The 17,977-nt window shown below is 56.6% G+C and carries 14 protein-coding genes and 4 tRNA genes; 8 read left to right on the top strand and 10 right to left on the bottom strand.

Annotated features, from left to right (window positions below):
- The first annotated feature begins 90 nt into the window (after positions 1-90).
- Positions 91-2,466, top strand: a complete 2,376-nt coding sequence (locus tag DKK66_RS00090) for a 3-hydroxyacyl-CoA dehydrogenase/enoyl-CoA hydratase family protein (RefSeq protein WP_131354342.1) — start codon at positions 91-93, stop codon at positions 2,464-2,466.
- Between the two features lie 65 nt (positions 2,467-2,531).
- Positions 2,532-3,734, top strand: a complete 1,203-nt coding sequence (locus tag DKK66_RS00085) for an acetyl-CoA C-acyltransferase (RefSeq protein ID WP_131354339.1) — start codon at positions 2,532-2,534, stop codon at positions 3,732-3,734.
- 74 nt (positions 3,735-3,808) lie between these two features.
- Here DKK66_RS00085 and DKK66_RS00080 read toward each other — a convergent pair whose 3' ends face one another.
- Positions 3,809-5,248: a PilZ domain-containing protein gene (locus DKK66_RS00080; RefSeq protein WP_242673530.1), complete on the bottom strand. Its 1,440-nt coding sequence runs from the start codon at positions 5,246-5,248 to the stop codon at positions 3,809-3,811.
- A 246-nt stretch (positions 5,249-5,494) separates the two neighbouring features.
- Here DKK66_RS00080 and DKK66_RS00075 point away from each other — a divergent pair, with 246 nt between their 5' ends.
- On the top strand, positions 5,495-7,654 hold the full coding sequence (locus tag DKK66_RS00075) for a patatin-like phospholipase family protein (protein WP_165494078.1): 2,160 nt from the start codon (positions 5,495-5,497) through the stop codon (positions 7,652-7,654).
- A gap of 82 nt (positions 7,655-7,736) precedes the next feature.
- Here DKK66_RS00075 and trpC read toward each other — a convergent pair whose 3' ends face one another.
- From trpC to yjgA, 4 genes are all read right to left on the bottom strand, one after another.
- Positions 7,737-8,534 (bottom strand): indole-3-glycerol phosphate synthase TrpC, encoded by a 798-nt coding sequence (trpC, locus tag DKK66_RS00070; protein ID WP_062789002.1) that lies wholly within the window; start codon positions 8,532-8,534, stop codon positions 7,737-7,739.
- A gap of 103 nt (positions 8,535-8,637) precedes the next feature.
- Complete coding sequence (locus DKK66_RS00065) at positions 8,638-9,588, bottom strand: YheT family hydrolase (protein WP_131354330.1); 951 nt, start codon at positions 9,586-9,588, stop codon at positions 8,638-8,640.
- On the bottom strand, positions 9,588-10,169 hold the full coding sequence (gene mog, locus DKK66_RS00060; RefSeq protein WP_131354327.1) for a molybdopterin adenylyltransferase: 582 nt from the start codon (positions 10,167-10,169) through the stop codon (positions 9,588-9,590). Before mog ends, DKK66_RS00065 begins: the two co-directional genes overlap by 1 nt.
- The gene (yjgA, locus tag DKK66_RS00055) at positions 10,169-10,738 is read right to left on the bottom strand and encodes a ribosome biogenesis factor YjgA (protein ID WP_045848063.1); all 570 of its coding nucleotides are present in this window, start codon (positions 10,736-10,738) and stop codon (positions 10,169-10,171) included. The genes mog and yjgA overlap by 1 nt, the downstream gene beginning before the upstream one ends.
- A 127-nt stretch (positions 10,739-10,865) precedes the next feature.
- Between yjgA and pmbA the strand changes: the two genes are divergently transcribed.
- From pmbA to DKK66_RS00040, 3 genes are all read left to right on the top strand, one after another.
- A complete protein-coding gene (gene pmbA, locus DKK66_RS00050; protein ID WP_062788999.1) occupies positions 10,866-12,224 on the top strand; it encodes a metalloprotease PmbA in 1,359 nt (452 codons plus the stop codon).
- Positions 12,225-12,378: 154 nt separating this feature from the next.
- Complete coding sequence (locus tag DKK66_RS00045; protein WP_131360755.1) at positions 12,379-13,518, top strand: patatin-like phospholipase family protein; 1,140 nt, start codon at positions 12,379-12,381, stop codon at positions 13,516-13,518.
- Between the two features lie 60 nt (positions 13,519-13,578).
- Complete coding sequence (locus tag DKK66_RS00040; RefSeq protein WP_255434208.1) at positions 13,579-14,073, top strand: disulfide bond formation protein B; 495 nt, start codon at positions 13,579-13,581, stop codon at positions 14,071-14,073.
- Positions 14,074-14,184: 111 nt separating this feature from the next.
- On the opposite strand, the gene DKK66_RS00035 is transcribed toward DKK66_RS00040, so the two are convergent.
- The 4 genes from DKK66_RS00035 to DKK66_RS00020 all read right to left on the bottom strand — a co-directional run bounded on the left by DKK66_RS00035 (position 14,185) and on the right by DKK66_RS00020 (position 14,526).
- Positions 14,185-14,261 (bottom strand) — tRNA-Asp (locus DKK66_RS00035).
- Positions 14,262-14,266: 5 nt separating this feature from the next.
- Positions 14,267-14,342 (bottom strand) — tRNA-Val (locus tag DKK66_RS00030).
- 26 nt (positions 14,343-14,368) lie between these two features.
- Positions 14,369-14,445: transfer RNA gene (locus tag DKK66_RS00025), tRNA-Asp, on the bottom strand.
- Positions 14,446-14,450: 5 nt separating this feature from the next.
- Positions 14,451-14,526 (bottom strand) — tRNA-Val (locus tag DKK66_RS00020).
- 218 nt (positions 14,527-14,744) lie between these two features.
- Between DKK66_RS00020 and DKK66_RS00015 the strand changes: the two genes are divergently transcribed.
- Both DKK66_RS00015 and tilS read left to right on the top strand, forming a co-directional pair.
- Complete coding sequence (locus tag DKK66_RS00015; RefSeq protein ID WP_131354324.1) at positions 14,745-15,710, top strand: acetyl-CoA carboxylase carboxyltransferase subunit alpha; 966 nt, start codon at positions 14,745-14,747, stop codon at positions 15,708-15,710.
- Positions 15,700-17,025 carry a tRNA lysidine(34) synthetase TilS gene (tilS, locus tag DKK66_RS00010; RefSeq protein ID WP_165494077.1) on the top strand — a complete coding sequence of 442 codons (1,326 nt, stop codon included), beginning with the start codon at positions 15,700-15,702 and terminating at the stop codon, positions 17,023-17,025. The genes DKK66_RS00015 and tilS overlap by 11 nt, the downstream gene beginning before the upstream one ends.
- Positions 17,026-17,055: 30 nt before the next feature.
- On the opposite strand, the gene DKK66_RS00005 is transcribed toward tilS, so the two are convergent.
- Entirely contained in the window at positions 17,056-17,745 is a 690-nt protein-coding gene (locus DKK66_RS00005; RefSeq protein ID WP_131354318.1) for a Bax inhibitor-1 family protein, read from the bottom strand.
- Positions 17,746-17,977: the final 232 nt, after the last annotated feature.

Below are 17,977 nucleotides of genomic sequence, written 5' to 3'. Positions count from 1 at the left end.
AGCGGTGGCCTTGGTCGCTGCTGCCCGAAAGCAAGGCAGGCATGAGGGGCCTGCCCCATGATTGATGAGTTTCAACATAACGAGGAAACCATGTCTCAAACCAAGTTCAATGTACGCAAGGTGGCAGTGCTGGGTGCTGGCGTGATGGGTGCGCAGATTGCCGCTCATCTGGTCAATGCCAAAGTGCCGACCATCCTGTTTGATTTGCCGGCCAAAGAAGGCAACAAGAATGGCATCGTGCTCAAGGCACTGGATGGCCTGAAAAAGCTCAAGCCGTCCCCGCTGTCCAATAAAGACGCAGTCGGTTACATAGAACCGGCCAACTACGAAGACCACCTGCACCTGCTCAAGGATTGTGATCTGGTGATCGAGGCCATTGCCGAGCGCATGGACTGGAAAGCCGACCTGTATCACAAGGTGGCACCGCATCTGGGCGAACACACCATTTTCGCCACCAACACCTCTGGCCTGTCCATCAACAAGCTGGCCGAGAGCTGTCCCGATTCCGTGCATACGCGCTTCTGCGGCGTGCACTTTTTCAACCCGCCGCGTTACATGCACCTGGTCGAGATCATCCCGTGCGTAACGTCGGACGCGGGCATGCTGGACAATCTGGAGCGTTTCCTGGTGACCACCCTGGGCAAGGGTGTGGTACGTGCCAAGGATACTCCCAACTTTGTTGCCAATCGCATTGGTGTGTTCTCCATGCTGGCAACCATCGCCAATGCTGAAAAATTCGGCATCCGCTTTGATATTGTCGACGACCTGACCGGCCCGCGCCTGGGTCGCCCCAAGTCTGCCACTTTCCGTACTGCCGACGTTGTAGGCCTGGACACCTTTGCCCACGTAGTGAAAACCATGGACGACACCCTGCCGGGTGACCCGTGGCATGGCTTGTTCAAATCGCCGGAATGGTTGCAGAAGCTGATTGCAGCCGGTGCGCTGGGTGCCAAGACCAAAGTTGGTATCTACAAGAAAGACGGCAAGAAAATGTTCGTGTTCGACGCGGCTAGCGGCGAATACGTTGGTGGCGGGCAAAAGGGTGATGATGCGGTCAAGGACATCCTGAAAATTGCCGACCCGGCGGAGAAATTCCGTCAGCTGCGCGCGAGTGAGCATCCGCAGGCACAATTCCTGTGGGCCTGCTTCCGCGATGTATTCCATTACATCTCTTACCATCTGGCAGATATTGCCAACTGCGCCCGTGATGTGGATTTTGCCATTCGTTGGGGCTTTGGCTGGTCGGTTGGTCCGTTTGAAACCTGGCAAGCTGCCGGTTGGCAGCAGGTAGCACAGTGGATTGATGAAGACATCAAGGCAGGCAAGGCCTTGTCCGGTGCCGCATTGCCTGCCTGGGCATTGCAGGCCGACCGTGCCGGCGTGCATTTTGCGGATGGCTCCTACAACGCGGCAGGTCAGAACCTGGTAGGCCGCTCCACGCTGGACGTATACCAACGCCAGCTGGCTCCAGCGCGTGTGCTGGGTGAAGCGGCTGCTCCGCTGGGCGAAACCGTATTCGAAAACGATGGCGTACGTGCCTTCACCACGGGTGACGAAATCCTGGTGGTGTCGTTCAAGTCCAAGGCGCATGCCATTGGCCCGGATGTCATCACCGGTTTGAACACTGCGCTGGATGTTGCAGAGCAGCGCTTCAAGGGTCTGGTGATCTGGCAGACCGAAGAGCCGTTCTCGGTTGGTGCCGACCTGCAATCCATGCTGCCGGCCTTCATGACCGGCGACTGGGCTGCCATTGACGCTACCGTGCGCCGCTTCCAGGAAATCTCCATGCGCCTGCGTTACAGCCAGGTGCCCACCGTAGCCGCGACTCAAGGCTATGTGTTCGGCGGTGGTTGCGAATTTGCCATGCACTGCGACAAGACCGTTGCGGCATTGGAATCCTACGTTGGTCTGGTGGAAGTAGGTGTTGGCCTATTGCCGGGCGGTGGTGGTTGCAAGGAATTCGCCCTGCGTGCCGCACAGGAAGCCAAGGGTGATGTGTTGGCCGCGCTGAAGGATTACTTCATGGCGATTGCTACTGCCAAGGTGGCCACCAGCGGTCAGGAAGCACAGGAAATCGGCTTCTTCCGCAAGGGCGATCCGGTGGTATTCAATGCTTACGAACTGCTGTATGTCGCCAAGCAGCAAGCGCTGGCCATGGCTGAATCCGGCTATCGCCCGCCATTGAAAGTGAAGGGCTTCCCGGTGGCTGGCCGCTCTGGCGCCGCTTCCATCAAGGGCTCGCTGATCAATATGCTGGAAGGGAATTTCATCTCCCAGCATGACTTCTTCATTGCTTCGCAAATCGCCGATGTCATGACCGGTGGTGATGTTGAGGCCGGTACGCTGGTGAACGAGCAGTGGATTCTGGATCTGGAACGCAAGGCCTTCATGACCCTGCTGCAAAATTCCAAAACCCAGGATCGCATTGCCAACATGCTCACCACCGGCAAACCGCTGCGCAACTAATACGAACAATGCATCAGACCGACGGCCGCGAGGGGCGGAGCCGTCGGCTGCAAGGAGATTGAAAAATGGTCAAGCAAGTACAGGAAGCTTATATCGTCGCTGCCACCCGTACCCCGGTGGGCAAGGCACCGCGTGGCATGATGCGTCATGTGCGTCCGGATGACATGCTGGCGCATGTGATTACCGGCGCGCTGGCCCAGGTGCCGACGCTGGATCCGAAACTGATTTCCGACTGCGTGGTGGGTTGCGCCTTTCCTGAGGCGGAGCAGGGCCTGAACATGGCGCGTATCGGCGTGCTGCTGGCGGGGCTGCCCAATACCGTTGGTGGTATCACCATCAACCGTTACTGCTCGTCCGGTATCAATGCCGTACAGATGGCGGCTGACCGCATTCGCCTGGGTGAGGCCGACGTGGTGATTGCCGCGGGTGCCGAGTCCATGTCGCTAGTGCCGATGATGGGTAACAAGGTATCGTTGAACCCGGAAATTTTTGCCAAGGATGAGAACTATGCCATCGCTTACGGCATGGGCCTGACGGCAGAAAAAGTAGCCCAGCAGTGGGGTGTGTCGCGTGAAGACCAAGACGCTTTTGCCGTCGAGTCGCATCGCCGTGCCATCGCCGCCATTGATTCCGGTGCCTTCAAGAGCGAAATCACCCCGCTGGAGGTGACTTATCGCACCCCGAATCTGGAAACCGGTGAAGTCATCAGCAAGTCCAGGCTGCTGGATACTGACGAAGGTCCGCGTCGCGAGACCACGCTGGAAGGCCTGGCCAAGTTGAAAACCGTGTTTGATGCCAAGGGCTCGGTGACCGCCGGTAACTCTTCGCAAATGTCCGACGGTGCCGGCGCGGTGATTCTGGTGTCCGAGCGTGTACTGAAGGAATTCAACCTGGTGCCGCTGGCACGCTATGTCACCTTCGCGGTGAAGGGTGTGCCGCCGGAAATCATGGGTATCGGCCCGAAAGAAGCCATTCCGGCTGCCTGCCAGCAAGCTGGTATCACACAGGATGATCTGAAATGGATCGAGCTGAACGAAGCTTTTGCTGCGCAAGCATTGGCCGTGGCGCGTGATCTGGCGCTGGATACCAGCAAGATCAACCCGCATGGTGGTGCCATTGCCCTGGGTCACCCCTTGGGCGCTACGGGTGCCATCCGTACCGCAACGCTGGTGCATGGCATGCGTAATGCCGGCCAGCAGGGCTACGGCATGGTCACCATGTGTATCGGTACCGGCATGGGTGCGGCAGGCATTATCGAAGTGCTGTAAACAAGTACCCCAGCATGAAAAACGCCCGTTTGACGGGCGTTTTTTGTTTCTGGTTTCGATTTGGATGGAGTTGCTCAGTCAACCTTTGACAAGGTGTCAAAATCACTGTTGCTGCAGTCTTCGAATTCTTGCTGCGGCGTTTTCAGGCGAATCAGGTAAGACTTGCCCTGTGCCGTGAGAATCTGCTCCCGGCCCGGTTCGGCCAGTGGCTTGGGCATCAGGAACCAGCGTTGACCCTTGCGTGAATTCGGCTGGGTAATATAGATGGCAGTGGTGGGCTGGTCACGATTACCACCGGGCTCGCTCAGGGAAACACCAACCGGGTTTTGCCCCAGTATTTCAATCCCGACCCGCGTGTCATTCTGCTGTCGCAAGATGCGGCGGATGGCACCCAGCAACAGGGGATGGCTCTCGGTCTTGACCAGCACGATACGACCAATGGCGAGTTGTTCGACACTTTTGCCAACAAAGGTCAGGCCCATCCCGGTGCTGCTGATATCGTTGACCTTCCACTCCTGGATGGAGTTGGCACTATTGTTTTCAATGTCCTGAATCTTGACGGCAAAGGCGGCGCGTTCGAAGCCGATGGTGACTTGTGCGGCCGAGCTGTGCAGCGAGCGCTCGGACTTGCGCAAGGATTTGCCACCATCATCCGACCAACGGATGGCCAGCTTTTCACACAGGGCCAGCCATTCTTCCCGTTCCAGCTTGGCATCCAGCGCACGCAGGACGGGTGGTACCGAGCGGTCCAGATCAAACATCAGGTCGGCAAGCCGGCTGGTCAGGTCGTTGGTGGACCAGTAACGCAGCCACTTGCCGGCCATGCCGCGCAGGATGGGTTGCGGATGCTCCGGCATGCTCAGATTGACGACAAAAACCGGCTCCTGGATAGGGGGCTGCTTTTCCAGATGAATACCCTGGCTAAGCGGCATCATCAGTTGGTCTACCGCAATGATTTCCCGGTGCAGCATATTGTCTGTTTGCGCCAGATACAGCATGCAGCCTTGCAGGAGTAGCTGTTCACAGCTGACCTCAACCTTGGAGTCCGGATACAGCATCAAGGGCGTGCGGGCAACGCCGGCTTCTTCAGCCTGCATGTAAAAGCGGAAGCCTTGTTGCCAGACCGACCCTTCCGGTTTCAGGTAACGCAGTGAATTCCACGCGATCAGGCGCATCTGGTGATGCAGACCGCGTGCGGTGATCAGGCGGATATCCGCTTCCAGCGCGGTATTCGGAGCTGCCTGATACAGGCGCAGGCAAATCTGGTAGGCATTGGCCAGTTCATGCCAGAAGGCAAGAATGGTGGGCAGGTAGTTCTTGCTGCCCGGCGTGGCGGCCAGGAAATCCTGGCACAGCTGGTGGTGAATGTTGTGGGCTTTGTCGTCCACATAAACCAGGGTCTTGATACGCTCCTTCAACGGGGTGTCGGTGTCCGCGTTGATTTTGGAGATGGCCTTGATGATTTCAACCAGGGCGGTAAAGTATTCTGTCTGCGGCAGGTCCCTCACCAGCATGGTAGCGGATTGCGCAATACCTGTTGCCAGAGAGTTTTTTGTGAGCAGGGAACTGACCAGAGATTTAAAATCGAACATTGTGCCTTAGCTTTGTTGGGCTCTATGTTTTATCGAATGTATGTCACTATATCTTACGTCACCGGATGCGTGGGTGAAATAGCAATTTTTCCTTTTTTACCGAATATGCATGTTTGTCTGAAAAGATTTGTCCGCTTTCTGAGCAGAATCATACTTGCCGCTCTGTGCATGCTGCATGTCCCACCCGCGCTGGCCTTTGAACTGGCACCGGATGAAGGCGTGGGCGTGGTGCTTGGCGGTGGCGGAGCGCGTGGCTTTGCCCATCTTGGCGTATTGCGTGAGTTGCAGCGCCTGCATGTTCCCATTCGCTGCATCGCTGGCACAAGTGCTGGGGCCCTGATTGGCGGGATGTATGCCAATGGGCTGGATTTGGATCAGATGGCCACGGATTTCAACCATGCCAACTGGGATCAGATGCTGTCCGGCCGGTTGCCGCGCACTGAAATTCCTTACGACAAGAAGCGCGACGACTACAAAAACTATCTGGATATCACTTTCGGCCTGCAAGGAGGGCAGTTGCGCGTGCCGCGTAGCGCCATCAACTCGCAGGAAATCGAAATGTTCATCCGCAAGCTGACGCGCGATCGTCAGCTGGATTCCTTCGATCAATTACCCATTCCCTTCCGTGCGGTTGCTACCGATCTGGCCAATGGCGAGGCCGTGGTTTTTGACAAAGGCCCGCTGGCGGAAGCCTTGCGGGCCAGCATGGCTGTGCCAGGACTGTTTGATCTGGTGGAAACCAATGGTCGTCTGCTGGTGGATGGCGGGCTGGCGCGCAATCTGCCCATCCAGGATGCCCGTCAATGTGCACGGAATCTGATTGTGGTGGATGTTGGCACCCCGCCGCTTACCAAGGACCAGATCAACAGCCTGTTCGATGTGGTGGCGCAAACCAGCAATCTGATGGTGAGCCGGAACGTCAAGGAGCAAATGGCTTTGCTCAAGCCGGGAGATGTGCTGATTCGTCCAGACCTGGATGGTTTCAGTGCCGCTTCGTTTGGTGATAACCAGGCCATCATCAAGCGTGGTAGCGAAGCGGCGAGTGCACAGGCAGCCCAGCTGAGCCAGTTTGCCATCAGTGCCGAGCGCTATGCGGCCTGGCGTCAGCGTTTGCAGTTGCCGGAGCATCCGCGCGTGGATGTTGTCCAGGTGAAATCCGATAGCCACTTTGTCAATACCGAGGGTCTGGCCAGCAGTATTGCCAACTTCAAGGATGGGGAGGCTGTGGATGATATTCGCCAGAAATTGCGTAATGTGTTTGCCTCGGGTGACTACGATCAGCTCAGTTATGCCATTGATGACAGGAATGGCCGTCATGTGATGACAGTGATGCCGCTGGAGAAGAGTATCGGTCCGAATGCCGTTCATTTCGGCCTCAGCCTCAACAGCTCTACACCCGGTGATTCCAGTTTTACCTTTCTGGCAGCACATCAGCGTAACTGGCTGAATGCTGCGGGTGGCTCATGGCGTAATGAAATGGCCATTGGCAAGGACAAGCTGTTCAAGACCGAGCTGTATCAGCCCTGGTCTTATGACAGCCCCTTGTTTGCTGCGGCTTCCTTCAGCTATCACGTGCAGCCATTGTCTTTTTACGATGACAATCACATCAAATATGCAGAAGTCAGTAATGACGTTGCGTCGGTCAATGCCGATATCGGCACGGTGCTTGGCCGTTTCGGCGAGCTGAGGCTGGGATTGTTTGATTCCAGAGTGGAAAGTTATCTGTCGCAGGGGCAGTTTCCCTTGCTGTCATCCACCGTCTACCACAGCTATGCCGGTATCCGCAGCCGCTTTGTCATCGACCAGTTTGATAATCCACGGTGGCCCCGTTCCGGCTATTTCATGAGTACGGTCTTTACTTCTTCCTTGCCCGCACTTGGCAGCTACACGGCCAGCCGCGATTACGATGCAGTGGTGGAGGGTGTCAAAACCTTTGGTGACATTACTTTCCGTCTGACAGGCAAAATGCGGGGCATTGTCAATCGCAAGCAGGATGACTACCGCTTGGAATCCCTGGGTGGATTTCTGAACCTGACCGGTTATCAGGCAGGCGAATTGCTGGGAGAAAAGGTGTCGCTATCCCGCCTGATGGTTTACTGGCGCGCTTCATCCTTGCCCTCGGTCCTGGGTAGCGGCTTGTATGCCGGGATGTCTGCCGAGGTAGGAAGGGTGTGGGGCAATCCATTCAATGGCAGCAATACCCCATGGATACCTGCCGGGTCTGTGTTCCTGGCTGCGGATACCATTCTGGGGCCATTCTTCCTGGGGGTAGGCAATGCCCGTAACGGCAAGTTAAGCGGTTATCTCTACCTGGGTGCGGATTATTAATGTTGCCCAAAGCAAAAACGGCCACTGTAATAGTGGCCGTTTTGCTGTCCAGGTGAAGACCGGTTTATGAGCGGGCTTACGCTTAAGCGGGGAAAAACAAGTCGGACAAGGCCGCACCGGGGTCATCCTGGCGCATGAAGGCTTCGCCAACCAGGAAGCTATGCACCTGATGGCTGCGCATCAGTCGGACATCGTCCTGGGTCAGGATGCCACTTTCGGTGACAGCAATGCGCCCGTTGCTGATTTCGGGCAGCAGCTTCAGCGTGGTGGTCAGGCTCACTTCGAAGGTGCGCAGATTGCGGTTATTCACCCCGATCAGCTCGGTTTCCAGTTGCAAAGCCTGTTCCAGCTCGTCCTCGTTGTGAACCTCCACCAATACGGCCATGCCCAGTTCGCGTGACAGGGCCTCGAAATCGCGCATCTGCGCCAGCGGCAGGGCAGCGGCAATCAGCAAGATGCAGTCGGCACCCATGGCGCGTGCTTCATACAGCTGGTATTCGTCCACCATGAAGTCTTTGCGCAGTACCGGCAAATGGCAGGCGGCGCGGGCAGCTTCCAGATAGGCGGCATCCCCCTGGAAGTACTGCTTGTCGGTCAGTACCGACAAGCAGGCGGCACCAGCGGTGGCATAGCTCCTGGCAATGGCGGGCGGATCAAAGTCGGCGCGGATGATGCCTTTGCTGGGGCTGGCTTTCTTGATTTCAGCAATGACTGCCGGCTGGCCCAATACATGCTTGGCACGCATGGCGGCAACAAAGTCGCGCTTGTCGGTGCTGCGTGCTTCGGCAGCCTCGCGTACCGCACTGAGCGGGCGCTGCTGCAGGGCGGCAGAGACTTCCTGATGTTTGGTGGCAACAATGGTATTGAGGATGTCGGACATTCTGTAAGCCTGTGATGATGCGTTCAGCCAAAACGGACATCATGCAGAACTGTGCGGGCTTTGGCAATGCGCGCTCGGCTGGTGAACAGGCAAGGCTTTGGTTTCAAACCTGCAGATGGGGTTTGAAGAAGTCCAGAATGCGTTGTGGCAGCCAGTTGATGTGGCCGGGAAAACGTCCGCTGACAAAGCCGACATGGCCGCCGTCTGCGGGGAACTCCAATTGCACCGCCGGGCTGGCTTCGTGCCGGGCGGGCAGGGCGCTTGCCGGCAGGAAGGGGTCATTCCTGGCATTGAGAATCAGGGTGGGGCAACTGATCAACTGCAAGCGTGACTTGCTGCTGGCGCTGGTCCAGTAGTTCAGTGCGGTACCGTAGCCGTGCAGCGGGGCGGTGACCAGGTCGTCAAACTCGATGAAGGTACGCGCCTTGCGCAGTTTCTTGCCATCAAACAGGCCGGGATGACGTTGCAAGGTGGCCAGGGCCTTGGGTTTGAGCGTGTTCATGAACATGCGGGTATACAGCAATCGACCCAGGCCTCGGTCCAGCCGGGTGCTGGCCGCCACCAGATCCAGCGGGGCGGAAATGGCTGCTGCCGCACGGGGGATGGCCTGTTCACCCTCGCAGGCCAGATAGTTCAGCAGCATGCTGCCGCCCAGCGAAACGGCAGCAACAGCCATGACAGGGTGGCGGATGGCCAGTTTTTGCAGAATCCAGCGGATTTCATCTGCATCACCGGCGTGGTAAGCGCGTGGCAAAGGGTTGTCGATGCCACCGCAGCCGCGAAAGTGCGGAACCACGCCGTGCCAGCCCAGTCCGGTCAGTGCGTGCATCAGGGCGCGGGCATAGTGGCTGTCGCTACTGCCTTCCAGCCCGTGAAACAGCACCACCAGCGGGCTGCCAGGCTTGCCGTCGATAAAATCCAGCACAATGCTGCCGCCATCCGGGGTGGGCCACTGTTCACGTCGATAGTGGGGGCGTGGTGTACGAATCATCAGGGCGGGCCAGATGGTTTGGCTATGTCCTTCTGGCAGCCAGGGTGGTGCGGTGTAGCGCATCAGGCGCTGGGAGGCTTCTGGGCCGATTTGGGCCGGAATGCCTTGATGACCTCCGGACGGGTTTCGATATACGGTCCGCCAAGCAGGTCTATGCAGTAGGGAACGGCTGCAAAGATGCCTGGGACGATGGATTCGCCCTGTTCGTTCTTCAGGCCTTCCAGTGTTTCCTTGATGGCCTTGGGCTGGCCGGGCAAATTGAGGATCAGCGAACTCTTGCGGATCACGCCAAGCTGACGGGACAGAATGGCAGTGGGCACAAAGCGCAGGCTGATCTGGCGCATCTGTTCACCAAAGCCGGGCATTTCGCGATCTGCCACCGCCAGGGTGGCATCCGGTGTGACATCTCGCGGAGCCGGACCAGTACCGCCGGTCGTCAGCACCAGCTGGCAGCCTTCCTCATCCACCAGTTGACGCAGGGTGTCTTCGATGACTGCCTGTTCATCGGCAATCAGGCGGGTTTCTGTGGCAAACGGGTTGCTCAAGGCGCTGGCCAGCCAGTCTTGCAAGGCGGGAATGCCCTGATCCTGATATACGCCGCTACTGGCGCGATCCGAAACTGATACCAGTCCGATCTTCAGCATTATTCCTCTTCTCCTTCGACATCATCGGCGGCGGCATCAGCAGATTGTTGACGCGGCTTGCCCGGTTCCGGAATGGCTTGCTTGATCAGCTGGAACAGCAGACGGAAGGATTTTGGCGGCTTGCTTTCAGCCTGTTCCTTGCGTGCATTGCGAATCAGGGTGCGCAGCTGCTGTGCATCCACGCCGGGGAATTCGTTGATGAAGGTGGCGGACATTTTATCGTCGCTCATCAGGCGCTCGCGCCAGCGTTCCAGCAAATGCTGCCAGGCGATGTGCTCAGCTGACTCGCCCTTGATGACCAGCAGGTACTGGCGAATGGGTTCCGGGTCGATGTCTCGCATCAGCTTGCCGATGTATTGCAGCTGACGGCGCAGTGCGCCGTGGGCGGTAAAGCGTTTGTAGTCCAGAATGGCAGTGAGCAAATCCTCCGGCAGCTGCATTTTCTTCAGCGTATCCTTGGAGAGTTCGACCAGCTCCTTGCCCAGGTCTTGCAGCGCATCCATATCGCGTTTGCGCTGGGATTTGCTGACCATGCCATCGGGCAGGTTGTCGTTCTGGTAATCAGTCATCGTTCAACAGTCTCTACGGTTTTCAAGGCTGGTATGATACCGGAAAAGGCGGGCCGATTCCCGCGCAAACTCGCATGGCGTGTTGCTGTCACGGCAATAATGCGTCATCGGCAAGGCAACATTCATCATGGTAGATAAAACATTGGCAGACAACACTTTCAGTTTCAGTAAGGACGTATTGCAGGACATCGCCAGTCGGGTACTGGACCTGGCGCGTCAGCAAGGGGCGACGGCTGCCGAGACCGATGTGTCGGAAGGCTTGGGCCAGACGGTAAGCGTGCGCCTGGGTGAAGTGGAAACCATTGAATACAATCAGGACAAAGGCGTTTCGGTCACTGTTTATCTGGGACAGAAAAAGGGCCACGCCAGTACCTCGGATTTTTCAGATCAAGCTCTGCAGGACACTGTGAAGGCTGCACTGGATATTGCTAGGTTTACTGCAGAAGATGCTTGTGCCGGCCTGGCGGATCGCCAATTGCTGGCAACGGATTTTCCGGATCTGGACCTCTTCCATCCGTGGCAGCTGTCTGTCGAGCAGGCCATTGATCTGGCACGCCACTGCGAAGATGCCGCACGCGGGGTGGATGCGCGGATCAGCAATTCCGAAGGGGCTTCAGTATCGGCACAGGCCAGTCACTTCATCTACGCCAACAGCAATGGTTTCATGGCGGGCTACCCGGGTAGCCGTCACAGCATCTCCGCTGCGGTGGTGGCGGAGGAGGCCGGCTCCATGCAGCGGGATTACTGGTATTCGGCCGCTCGTCATCCGGATGATCTGGATGACCCGATCAAGGTAGGCCGGACCGCGGGCGAACGAGCCGTACGTCGTTTGTCGGCACGCCGCGTAAAAACAGGTCAGTACCCGGTGCTGTTTGAAGCGCCGGTTGCGGCGTCGTTGATTGGTCATCTGGTTTCCGCCATCAGCGGTGGCAACCTGTACCGCAAATCGTCTTTCCTGCTGGATGCCTTGGGGCAGCAGGTGTTCCATCCCAACATCATCATTGATGAAGACCCGTTTGTACTGCGTGGCATGTCCAGTGGCGCGTTTGACAGCGAAGGGGTGGAAACCTCGGCGCGACGCCTGATTGATCAGGGTGTGTTGCAGGGTTACATGCTGGCCAGCTATTCCGCACGCAAGCTGGGTATGCAATCAACCGGCAATGCCGGTGGGCCACATAATCTGCTGGTGCATACCACCGGTGAAAGCTTTGCCGAGCTGTTGCAGCAGGTGGGTACCGGCCTGCTGGTTACCGAACTGTTGGGTCATGGCATTAATACCGTCACAGGTGACTACTCGCGCGGAGCGGCTGGCTTCTGGGTGGAGAACGGGGTGATCGCCTATCCGGTAGAAGAAATCACCATCGCCGGCAATTTGCGCGACATGTTCAGCCGCATGGTTGCCGTGGGCACGGACACCCTGTCGCGTGGTGGCAAGGTGATGGGTTCGGTGCTGATCGAGTCCATGATGGTGGCTGGCGAGGATTAAGCTGTCCTCAAGCGTTTGCTACCTTGCTGCAAGGCAGGCAGGGTGGCAAACAGGCTACCCTTCATCGTTCTGTCAGGCATTTCCGTTCTTGTCAAAGTGGCTGGTGGGCAGCTATTCCTGAATGGATGAAAAAGCATCCGTAGCGAGGTGCAAGATGGCGGGGAAATGCAATATCGGCCTGGTGCTGTCGGGAGGCGGTGCCAGAGCGGCCTATCAGGCCGGCGTGCTGCTGGCCATTTCGCGCATGTTGCCCGATCCGGATGTGAATCCTTTCCCCATTATCTGTGGCACATCAGCAGGGGCAATCAATGCGGTGGCGGTGGCCTCCGGTGCTGCCAATTACCGGCAAGCAGTGCACTACCTTGCGCAGATGTGGAAGAACCTCCACATCCATGATGTTTACGATGCCAGCCTTTCCTATTTCATCAAAACCTTTTTCCACTTTGGCATTTCCATTGCAACCGGTGGCCATGGCTGGCACAACCCGAAAAGCTTTCTGGATAATTCGCCCTTACGTGAATTCCTGGGCAAGGCCATGCCATTTGATGGCATCGAGCACTCGTTGCAGCAGGGGGCATTGCAGGCTTTGGCACTGACGGCATCCTGTTTTACCACCGGAATGTCGGTGACGTTTTTTCAGGGACAGCCGCAGATAGATGAGTGGAATCGCCATCAGCGCATGGGGTTGCGGGAAAAAATCGGCCTGGATCACTTGATGGCGACCTCGGCCATTCCGCTGATTTTTCCTTCCACCCAGATTGGCAAACTGCATTATTGCGATGGTGCCATCCGGCAAATGACGCCTTTGTCACCAGCCTTGCATCTGGGTGCTGACAAATTGTTCATTGTCGGCCTCACCAGTCAGCGGCCTCAGGCGGTGGAGCGTCGCGCTGCCGGTGTTGCACCCTCGCCAGCGCAGATTTTCGGTCATCTGCTCAATAGTGTGTTTGTTGACAGCATGTCCATGGACATGGAGCGTCTGCTGCGGGTGAATCACACGGTATCCCTGCTGCAAGGGCATGAGGAATTATGTGCTCAGACCAGCCTCAAGCAGGTGGATATTTTCATGCTCAGTCCCAGTCAGTCACTGGAGAGTATTGCCTACCAGTACGCCCATGAATTTCCACCCGTGCTGCGCTTTCTGATGAAAGGTGCAGGTGGAACCAGGCAGCGTGGCATGACGTTGGCCACTTATTTGCTGTTTGAACCGGGTTATTGTCGCGCACTGATTGCACTCGGTTATAAGGATGCGCTGGCACAGAAAGATGCCATCAGACAATTTCTGGAACTTTGAATCAGGACTAAAATCCTAGATGTTCCATTTTCAAGCCCAATACAAAGACAAGGGGAAGTTGTGAGTATTCGTTTATCACGCAGACAGGGTTTTTTTCTGGTCGCAGTCGGCTGCGCCGCCGCAATGGCCTTTGCCCTTTATTCGCAATACGTATTGCATCTGGAGCCATGCCCCTTGTGCATTTTTCAGCGGGTAGGGGTGATCTTGGTCGGTATTATTGCCTTGCTGGCTGCCCTGCATAACCCGGGGCGTACTGGTTACAGGGTTTGGGGTGTATTGGGCGTGCTGGCGGCGATGGCTGGTGGCGCGGTGTCTTTGCGTCAGTTGTGGTTGCAAAGCCTACCTGAGGACATGGTTCCTGCTTGTGGGCCTGGCCTGGATTACCTGATGGAAACCTCACCGATGTGGGATGTGCTGTCCAAGGTATTCAAAGGTAGTGGCGAGTGTGCCAAGGTTGACTGGACCTTCCTGGGGCAGGCAATGCCGTTCTGGGTGGCGGTATTCTTTGTCGGTGTGATTGTGCTGCAACTGTGGTTGGCGTTTCGTAAATCCTGAAGCAAACAACTGATCAGGCCGGTATTTCGCATGCAGCGAAATGCCGGTTTTTTTATTGGAGAGGGGATGATCTGAATGCAAAAAAGCAGCCGATGGCTGCTTTTTGATTATTGGCGGAGTGGACGGGACTCGAACCCGCGACCCCCGGCGTGACAGGCCGGTATTCTAACCAACTGAACTACCACTCCAACCTTGGTGGGCGTTGACGGAGTCGAACCGCCGACATTCTGCTTGTAAGGCAGACGCTCTACCAACTGAGCTAAACGCCCGAAAAGGGTTACTGCTTTTAAACTGTTGGCGGAGTGGACGGGACTCGAACCCGCGACCCCCGGCGTGACAGGCCGGTATTCTAACCAACTGAACTACCACTCCAAACCTGGTGGGCGTTGACGGAGTCGAACCGCCGACATTCTGCTTGTAAGGCAGACGCTCTACCAACTGAGCTAAACGCCCTGAAATCTTTTCGCTGTCTGCGTTTGCGTCTCAGCGAGGAGGCGAATTAAAGCACAGGCTAAAACTCCGCGCAAGAGGTTGGTTTCACTTTTTTGCGTAATAGCCGGAATAAACGGATCGACTCCTTATGCAGACTGAATTTTGTCAGACAGGGGCGTGACGGATTCTTTTGCTGTCATGTATGATTGCCCGATTCGCTTAATCGGATGATGTGCATAATGAAGCCGACCTTTCTCGATTTTGAGCAGCCTATCGCCGAGCTCGAGAACAAGATAGAAGAGCTGCGATTCGTACAAGATGATTCCGTACTGGACATCTCTGAAGAGATCGCACGCCTGCAAAAGAAGAGTCTGGAACTGACCAAGACTCTATATGCCAAACTGTCCCCCTCGCAGATCTCGCAGGTGGCGCGCCACCCGCAGCGTCCGTATACGCTGGATTACCTGCGCAGCATCTTCACCGACTTTGAAGAGCTGCATGGTGATCGCGCGTTTGCTGATGATCCGGCAATCGTGGGTGGCCTGGCCCGCTTCAATGGCCAGCCAGTCATGGTGATTGGTCATCAGAAGGGCCGTGATACCAAGGAAAAGATTTACCGTAATTTCGGCATGCCGCGCCCGGAAGGGTATCGCAAGGCATTGCGCCTGATGAAGCTGGCCGAAAAATTTGGCATTCCCATCATCACCTTCATTGATACTCCGGGTGCTTACCCTGGTATTGGTGCAGAAGAGCGTGGTCAGTCCGAAGCGATTGGTCGCAACCTCTACGAGATGACGCGCCTGCGTGTCCCCATCATCTGTACCGTTATCGGTGAGGGTGGCTCCGGTGGTGCGCTGGCCATTGCGGTGGGTGATCAGGTGAATATGCTGCAATATTCAACTTATTCCGTGATTTCGCCTGAAGGCTGTGCTTCCATTCTGTGGAAAACGGCTGAGCGTGCATCGGAAGCAGCTGAAGCGCTGGGCATTACTGCCAACCGTCTCAAAACACTGGGACTGATTGATCGCGTCATCAATGAGCCAGCAGGTGGCGCTCATCGTGATCATGCGCAAATGATGAATGCCATGAAGCGCGTCATTCAGGAGCAATTGAAAGACTTTGCCAATCGGCCGATTGATGCACTGCTCAAAGAGCGCTTTGATCGTTTGATGAGTTATGGACGCTTCAAGGAAGATGCAGCCTGATCTGCTTGAACATGTATTAGCCAACTGGCCGGACGAATTGTCCGGCCTTTGTGCTTTTGAGCTTGGCCTCAGCGGTGGGCTGGACTCCATGGTGTTGCTCTCCCTGCTTGCGCGTGCCCGGGCACACCGTCCAGGCCTGCAGGTTTCTGCGGTGCATGTTCATCACGGCCTCAACCCGGCTGCAGAAGCCTGGGTGCAACACTGTCAGCAGGTTTGCGCCCAGTGGCACATTCCGCTGCGCGTTGTTCGTGTGCTGGTTGATCGCAACGCTCCGCAAGGCATTGAAGCCTATGCCAGGCAATTGCGCTATGAGGCCTATCAGCAAACAAAGGCCGATGCGGTGGTGCTGGCGCAGCATCTGGATGACCAGGCGGAAACCGTACTGCTCCAGTTGTTACGTGGCGGTGGGGTAAGGGCTTTGGCTGGCATGCCGGTATTGCGGCAACTGACCGACAGGCCGCTGTGGCGTCCTCTATTGCAATTCACCCGCCAGCAACTGGAGCAATATGCCAGTGAGCATGCGCTGGCCTGGGTGGAGGATGATAGCAACCACGATCTGAGCTATCGGCGCAATATGCTTCGTCATCGCATCATGCCCTTGCTGCAGCAGCATGTTCCCGCTTATCGGCACCAAATCGCTCGTTCCGCCTGGCATATGGCGCAGGCTACCCAATTGCTGGATGAGGTGGTGGCTGGCGATTTTTCTGCCTGCCTGACGGCAGATGGCCTGGCAGTGGCACCGCTACTGGCATTGTCCGAGGTTCGGCAGGGCTTTGTCATGCTGGCCTGGTTGCAGGAGAGGGGTTTGCAAGGTGTTGCCCCGAATCGATTGCAAGAGTTCCTGCGACAATTGCGCCACGCGGGTGCCGAGGCGCATCCTTCTTTGCAATTGGATGGAAGGGTTTTGTTGCGCTATCGGCAGTCTCTCTATTTGGTGACCCAGCTCAAAAATGTGCCAGATAGTCCGATCAGGCTGGATGCAGCCTCGCTGGAAAATACCGTTTGCTCACCTGACTGGGCTGGGGGCTTGCAGTGGAAGGGAGGCGGTGGCTTGTCAATGGATGTCATTGCCGAAGGTTTGGTACTGCAACCCCGTCTGGGTGGAGAGGTGCTGATGCAGCCATATGGCCGCAAGGAAGTGCGTAAGCTGTTGCAGGAGGCGGGAATGCCCCCGGTTTTGCGCAAGCAATGGCCGCTAATTTATTCTGCTGAAGGCAGGCTGCTGGCAGTACCTGGCGTCGCGGTAGCAAGTGATTGTTTTGATCCCGGCGGCTTTTGGCCTGAATGGGTGCCAGAAATGAAAAAAGCGCCTTGAACAAGGCGCTTTTTCTTATGCAGCTTATGATTAATCCCGATCGCCGCTGAAAGCCAGCAACAATTGCAGCAGGCTGGTAAAGAGATTGTAAATGCTGATGTAAATGGACAGGGCGGCCGAGACATAGCTGGACTCACCGCCATCCACCACCACCTTGACTTGCCACAGGATCATCAGCGAGCTGAACAAGGCAAAGGCTGCAGCAATGGCCAGTTGTACGCCGGGCATTTGCAGGAAGAGGTTGGCAACAACAGCCACCATCAGCACGATGGCTCCTACGGTCAGGAAATTGCCCAGTGCGGACAAATCACGCTTGGTCGTGCTGGCAATGCCTGCCATCACGATGAAAACCAGAGCAGTTGCCGCACCGGCTGTCATGATGAGCTGGCCGCCATTGCTGAAGCGCAGGGCAAATTGCAGCAAAGGCCCCAGCAGCAGGCCCATCATGAAGGTAAAGCCCAGCATCAGGAACACGCCCAGCGAGTTATTGCGGTTTTTTTCGATGGCAAAAACCAGGCCATAAAATACTGCCATGATGGCCAGCATGCCCATGATGGGGCTGGCTGCCATGAAGGCAAAGTTCAGGTGGGTGCCAATCAGTGCACCCATGACCGTGGGGATCATCGAGAGACCAAGCAAGCCATAGGTATTGCGCAGAATCTTGTTTCGCGACAGGTCGGCGGTGCTGGTTTGGTAGGTATTGTGCAGATCTGGTTGCATGCTGCGCTCCCTTTGTGTGTTTATACTGCGTCTGTGTGTGCTCAAGGCGATGTGCCTGCATTCTGACACGAAACCGTGTGTTTGGTTCATTCCGGATGGCTTGAAAGATAGGCTGTCCTGCGGTATAGTTCGGCCTCCTTTCGGGTGGCAATATCCTTGTTACCCAATTGTGCGAGCGTGGCGGAATTGGTAGACGCACTGGATTTAGGTTCCAGCGCCGCAAGGCGTGAGA

The organism is Aquitalea sp. USM4, assembly GCF_004328945.1.
GTDB lineage: Bacteria > Pseudomonadota > Gammaproteobacteria > Burkholderiales > Chromobacteriaceae > Aquitalea > Aquitalea pelogenes.
This window is presented reverse-complemented; position numbering and strand designations above follow the sequence as displayed.

Excerpts from the sequence above, each read along its gene's own strand:
- DKK66_RS00015 (WP_131354324.1), top strand. The coding sequence starts at position 14,745 with ATGAAGCCGACCTTTCTCGATTTTGAGCAGCCTATCGCCGAGCTCGAG.
- DKK66_RS00090 (WP_131354342.1), top strand. The coding sequence starts at position 91 with ATGTCTCAAACCAAGTTCAATGTACGCAAGGTGGCAGTGCTGGGTGCT.
- DKK66_RS00005 (WP_131354318.1), bottom strand. The coding sequence starts at position 17,745 with ATGCAACCAGATCTGCACAATACCTACCAAACCAGCACCGCCGACCTG.
- trpC (WP_062789002.1), bottom strand. The coding sequence starts at position 8,534 with ATGTCCGACATCCTCAATACCATTGTTGCCACCAAACATCAGGAAGTC.
- tilS (WP_165494077.1), top strand. The coding sequence starts at position 15,700 with ATGCAGCCTGATCTGCTTGAACATGTATTAGCCAACTGGCCGGACGAA.
- DKK66_RS00075 (WP_165494078.1), top strand. The coding sequence starts at position 5,495 with ATGCTGCATGTCCCACCCGCGCTGGCCTTTGAACTGGCACCGGATGAA.
- yjgA (WP_045848063.1), bottom strand. The coding sequence starts at position 10,738 with ATGACTGATTACCAGAACGACAACCTGCCCGATGGCATGGTCAGCAAA.
- DKK66_RS00065 (WP_131354330.1), bottom strand. The coding sequence starts at position 9,588 with ATGCGCTACACCGCACCACCCTGGCTGCCAGAAGGACATAGCCAAACC.
- mog (WP_131354327.1), bottom strand. The coding sequence starts at position 10,169 with ATGCTGAAGATCGGACTGGTATCAGTTTCGGATCGCGCCAGTAGCGGC.
- DKK66_RS00085 (WP_131354339.1), top strand. The coding sequence starts at position 2,532 with ATGGTCAAGCAAGTACAGGAAGCTTATATCGTCGCTGCCACCCGTACC.
- pmbA (WP_062788999.1), top strand. The coding sequence starts at position 10,866 with ATGGTAGATAAAACATTGGCAGACAACACTTTCAGTTTCAGTAAGGAC.
- DKK66_RS00080 (WP_242673530.1), bottom strand. The coding sequence starts at position 5,248 with ATGCTGGTGAGGGACCTGCCGCAGACAGAATACTTTACCGCCCTGGTT.
- DKK66_RS00045 (WP_131360755.1), top strand. The coding sequence starts at position 12,379 with ATGGCGGGGAAATGCAATATCGGCCTGGTGCTGTCGGGAGGCGGTGCC.